The following is a 4615-nucleotide window of genomic DNA, read 5'->3' on the forward strand; positions in this document are numbered from 1 at the left end:
TCGTCGAAGAATACCGGCACCGACAGCATGATGACGATCAAGGCCAGCGATGCGGCGCTTAATGGTGTGGCCACGCAGGGGACCGACGGCCAGTCGCAATTGAGCGAGGTGCAGGCAGCCAAGAATGCCGAATTCCTGCTGGACGGCATCAAGGTGACCAAGCAGAGCAATACGGTCAGCGATGCGATCGAAGGCGTGACGCTGACGCTGAAAAAGGCACACAGCAAAGAAGAAGTCGCCGCGCGTATGGATGTCAGCAAGGATACCTCCGGCATCAAGACTTCGCTCGAAGGGCTGGTCAAGGGTTACAACGATCTGATGAAGACGCTGAAGGATGTGTCGGGGGTGGATCTGGATGCGCCGGTGGAGCCCGGCATGCAGCGCCCGGCGGCTATCCTGAATGGTGCCAGTATTATCCGCACCATACAGAGCCAGATGCGTGCGGCTTTCAGCATGCCGTCGGACAATGGCGGGTCGTTCAAGCTGGCCTCCGAGTTCGGCCTGACATTCAATGCCGACGGCAGCATGAAGCTGGACGACAAGCTGCTGGACAAGGCGCTGGAGAAAAATGCCGACGAAATCAGCAAGTTCTTCGCCACCAGTGCGGTGACCTCGGACAGCGGAATTAGCTATGTCGGTGGCAGCAGCAAGACCGAGCCGGGCGAGTATGAGATCAAGATCACCCAGTTGCTGAATGGCACCCTCGCCGGCACTGGCAAGCCGGATGCAACGGCTCCCTTGGAAAAATTCAAGCTGTCGGTTGACGGCCTGGAGTTCCAGGTCGACCCTGCGGCTTTTGATGTCGCTGCCGGTGCGCCTACGCTGGCACAGCAGATGGAAAAAGCCATCAATGCCGCCGCCAAGGAGGCGGCTGCGGCGGCCGTACCGCCACGCACTGATGTGCCCAAGGTGTCGATCAGCGTCGATGAAGACGGCAAGCTGGTGATGAAGTCGGACAAGACCGGCAAGGACTCCTCGATCAAGATTACTACCGGTTACAATATGGACTTTGCCGGCTTTGCCGGTGCCGAGCCGATTCCCGGCGGCGACAGCGTGGCCGGTACCATAGGCGGCCATCCGGCCAGGGGGGACGGCAACAAGCTGGTGGGTGCTGTCGGCACACCGGTGGAAGGGCTGAGCATAGAAGTGAATGGTGGCGCTGGTGGTTCGCGCGGCACTATTTCGTTCAGCAAGGGCTTTGCCTTTGACCTGGACCAGAAGCTGGAAGGCCTGGTGAAAAAGGATGGCGCGATCGATGCCTTCAGCACCGGCCTGAGCGAATCGGCCAAGGGTATGGGTAAGCAGCAGGATGCGATGATACGGCGGCTGGAGGAAACCGAGAAACGCTACAAACAGCAGTTTTCGGCCATGGATGCCCTGCTGGCGCAGTACAACAATATGAGCAGTTTTTTGACGCAGCAGTTCAATGCGATGAATCAGAGTTAAGGAAGTCCAGTCATGAATATCCGCAGAATGCAGCAGGCGTATGGCAGCTCTGCCTTGGAAACCGAGGTGGAAGTGGCCAGCCCGCACAAGCTGGTGCTGATGCTGTTTGACGGCGCCCTGCAGGCGATCCGTCTGGCCCGGGTGCAGATGGAGCAGGGCAAAATCGCCGAGAAGGGCCAGCTGATCGGCAAGGCGGTGTCGATTATCGACGAGGGGCTGCGCAATTCGCTGGATGCGAAACAGGGTGGCGAGCTGGCCGTGAATCTGGCCAGCCTGTACGAGTATTGCACCGGCCGTTTGCTGCAGGCCAATCTGAATAATGATGCGGCGGCACTGGATGAAGTCAGCGCCCTGTTGGGCGAGGTGCGTTCGGCCTGGGTCGAAATCGGCCGCAAGCCGGCTGCGGCAACGGGAGAGATGGCACATGCCGGCGTCTGAGGCATTGGCCTTGTGGCAAGCTTTTGCCGTGCAGGCCGAAGCGGCACGGCAGGCAGCCGAGCGCGAGGACTGGACGCAGGCGCTAGCACTGGGCGCGCAGCTGGCGGCGGCGCAGCCACGCCTGCCGCGGGTGGAAACACTGGTGCTGGATGACAGCCAGCAAGCGACACTGCGCCTGACGCTAACCGCTATTCAGGCTAATATCGAACAGTCGCGCATACTGATGGCGGGTGAGCGCGCGACCCTTGCCGAAGAAATGCATCATCTGCGCACCAGCAGCCGGGTATTGGACGCCTACAGCAAAGGCGTTTAACGCCCGTGTTGCGTCTGTACTGGAGGCTGAAGTGGAAATAGGGCTGCTTATCGCATGTTTGTTTGCCATCGTCGCCGTCCTGGGCTGGCAGTTGTACCGTTTGCGTAGTGCAGTGCGGGTGGCGGATAGCCACCAGATCGAGCTGCAGGCGCAGATTACCCGTTTGCAAAAAGACCTGCATAGCCTGGGGATGCGCGAAGTGGTGGCGGATGCGCTGGTGACAGCGCCGCCCAGCCCGCCCGCCCCGCATCCGCAGCAGCGGCGCAGCGATGTGTTTGCGTCCGCGCCGGTGTCCGGGTCTTCTCCTTACAATCAGGCGATAGCGCTGGCGCGTCACGGCCTGTCGGCTGGCGAAGTGGCCGAGCGTTGCGGTATTTCGCGCAGCGAAGCCGAGCTGATCGTTTCCCTTTACCGCAATAGTTCCACCTCATGATTTCAAATATCGGCCAACAGGCCGGCGCCGGTCTGGCGCAGCTGGCCACGGTTGATAATGCGCGTTTTCTCAAGGATGCCGGCCGCGGCCTGATCGCGGTCGACAAGGCGCCGGCCAAGGCGCCGGCGCTGGTGCTGGGCGAGACGGTGCAGGCACGGGTGGTCGAGCGCCAAGCCGGCAATAAGCTGGTGGCGCTGATCAAGAACGGCCTGTTTACCCTCAGCCTGCCGCCCGGTGTCGCGGCCAAGGGCGAGTCGCTCACCCTCAAGGTGGCGGCGTTGCAGCCGGCGCTGACCTTTATGCTGGCGGCGGATGCCGCCGAGCCGGAGCAAAACAGCTCGGTCGCGGTCAAGCTCAGTAGTGCCACCCGTTATCTGTCCGATCTGCTGCGTGCCGCGCCGCAAGCTACCGGCAAGGCGGCAACGCTGCTCGACCCCGAGGCACCGCTGGCCGAGCGTGCCGCCAGCCTCAGCCAGGCAGTCAAGCAAAGCGGGGTGTTTTACGAGTCGCAGCAAAAAGCCTGGGTAGAAGGGCGCTTGCCGCTGGAGCGCCTGCAAAGCCAGCCGCAGGCGCAAGCCGGCGAACAGCTGAAGCAAGACCCGCAGGCGCGACAGCAGGTGATGGCCGAGCTGGGGCAGGTGCTGCAAAGGCAGCTGGATACGCTGGAAAGCCGTGTGCTCAATGTCAATGCCCAGGCGTGGCCGGGGCAGGCGGCGCAGTGGCAGATCGAGCGCGAAGCGGCGGGCGAGCGCGATGCCGATGGCGGCGGCGAGATCCCGGTATGGGCCACGCGGCTGAATCTGGAATTGCCGGCGCTGGGTGCGCTGGGGGCGCGTATCCGTCTGGTCGGGCATCAGGTGCAGCTGACGCTGGATGCCGGCGATGAAACCACCGCCGCGCTGCTGGCCACCCACCGCGCGCGGCTGGAAGACGGCATGGCCGCCGCCGGTCTTGCGCTGGTGGCTTTGAATATCAAGCAGGATGCGTGAGTTGTCCCCACATTGATGGGTTACGCTTTGCTGCACCTGGCATTGATGGGTTACGGCCTTCGGCCTGCACCCATCCTACGGGTATCGATGTCGTTTTGCCTCTCCCTGATCACGAATCCCCTTTATGAAAAATTCTGCTTCCCGCACCTCCGCCATCGCCTTGTCCTATCAGGAGGGCAAGAGTGCGCCGCAGGTGGTGGCCAAGGGCTATGGCCAGATGGCCGAGCGCATCATCGAGCGCGCGCGCGAGTCGGGCGTGTTCGTGCATGACTCGCCCGAGCTGGTGAACCTGCTGATGCAGGTCAATCTCGATGACCATATCCCGCCCGAGCTGTATCGCGCCGTGGCCGAGCTATTGGCCTTTGTCTATTTTCTCGAACAGCAGGCGGCAGGCACGGCGCCGCCCAAAGCGGTATCATGACATTTTGCAATTTGCTGGAGGATAGCAATGAAAGTTGGATATATCGGTCTGGGCATCATGGGCAGGCCCTGTGTGTTGAACCTGCTGGGGGCGGGCTTCGAGGTGGCTGTGTGGGCACGCCGCCCCGAGTCGGCCAAGGCCTTACTGGATGCGGGGGCAACGTGGGCCGATAGCGTGGCGCAGTTGGCCGCTGAAGTCGATGTGCTGGTCACCAATGTCGCCGACACGCCGGATGTGGCGGCGCTGATGGCTGAAGTGGCTGGCGCCGCCCGTCCGGGCCTGGTGTGTGTGGACATGAGCACCATCTCGCCGATAGGCGCGCGTGAGATTGCCGCCAAGCTGGCGGAAAAGGGCGTGGATTTTCTCGATTGCCCGGTGTCGGGCGGCGAAGCCGGTGCCATCGCCGGCACGCTGACCATCATGGTCGGCGGCAAGGCCAGCGCACTGGATGCCGTCCGCCCGGTGCTGGCGGCGATGGGCAAGACCATTACCCATATCGGCGACAGCGGCGCCGGACAGGTGGCCAAGGCCTGCAACCAGATTGCGGTCGGTGCCGGCATTGCGGCGGTGGCCGA

General features: G+C 62.6%; 7 protein-coding genes. All 7 read left to right on the top strand.

Annotated elements, in window-relative coordinates; translation table 11 throughout:
• The coding region (fliD, locus tag ACRC1E_RS05460) for a flagellar filament capping protein FliD (RefSeq protein WP_438514098.1) at positions 1-1446 on the top strand (1446 nt) is incomplete at its 5' end.
• 12 nt (positions 1447-1458) lie between these two features.
• Complete coding sequence (fliS, locus tag ACRC1E_RS05465; RefSeq protein WP_438514099.1) at positions 1459-1884, top strand: flagellar export chaperone FliS; 426 nt, start codon at positions 1459-1461, stop codon at positions 1882-1884.
• The gene (gene fliT, locus ACRC1E_RS05470; RefSeq protein ID WP_438514100.1) at positions 1871-2197 is read left to right on the top strand and encodes a flagellar protein FliT; all 327 of its coding nucleotides are present in this window, start codon (positions 1871-1873) and stop codon (positions 2195-2197) included. Before fliS ends, fliT begins: the two co-directional genes overlap by 14 nt.
• A 31-nt stretch (positions 2198-2228) precedes the next feature.
• A complete protein-coding gene (locus ACRC1E_RS05475) occupies positions 2229-2630 on the top strand; it encodes a DUF2802 domain-containing protein (protein ID WP_438514101.1) in 402 nt (133 codons plus the stop codon).
• A complete protein-coding gene (gene fliK / locus ACRC1E_RS05480; protein WP_438514102.1) occupies positions 2627-3619 on the top strand; it encodes a flagellar hook-length control protein FliK in 993 nt (330 codons plus the stop codon). Before ACRC1E_RS05475 ends, fliK begins: the two co-directional genes overlap by 4 nt.
• Before the next feature lie 124 nt (positions 3620-3743).
• Entirely contained in the window at positions 3744-4040 is a 297-nt protein-coding gene (locus ACRC1E_RS05485; protein WP_438514103.1) for an EscU/YscU/HrcU family type III secretion system export apparatus switch protein, read from the top strand.
• A 27-nt stretch (positions 4041-4067) separates the two neighbouring features.
• Positions 4068-4615: NAD(P)-dependent oxidoreductase (locus ACRC1E_RS05490; RefSeq protein ID WP_438514104.1), on the top strand; the 548-nt coding region annotated here is incomplete at its 3' end.

The sequence above is a fragment of the Craterilacuibacter sp. genome, assembly GCF_051659485.1.
Lineage (GTDB): Bacteria > Pseudomonadota > Gammaproteobacteria > Burkholderiales > Chromobacteriaceae > Craterilacuibacter.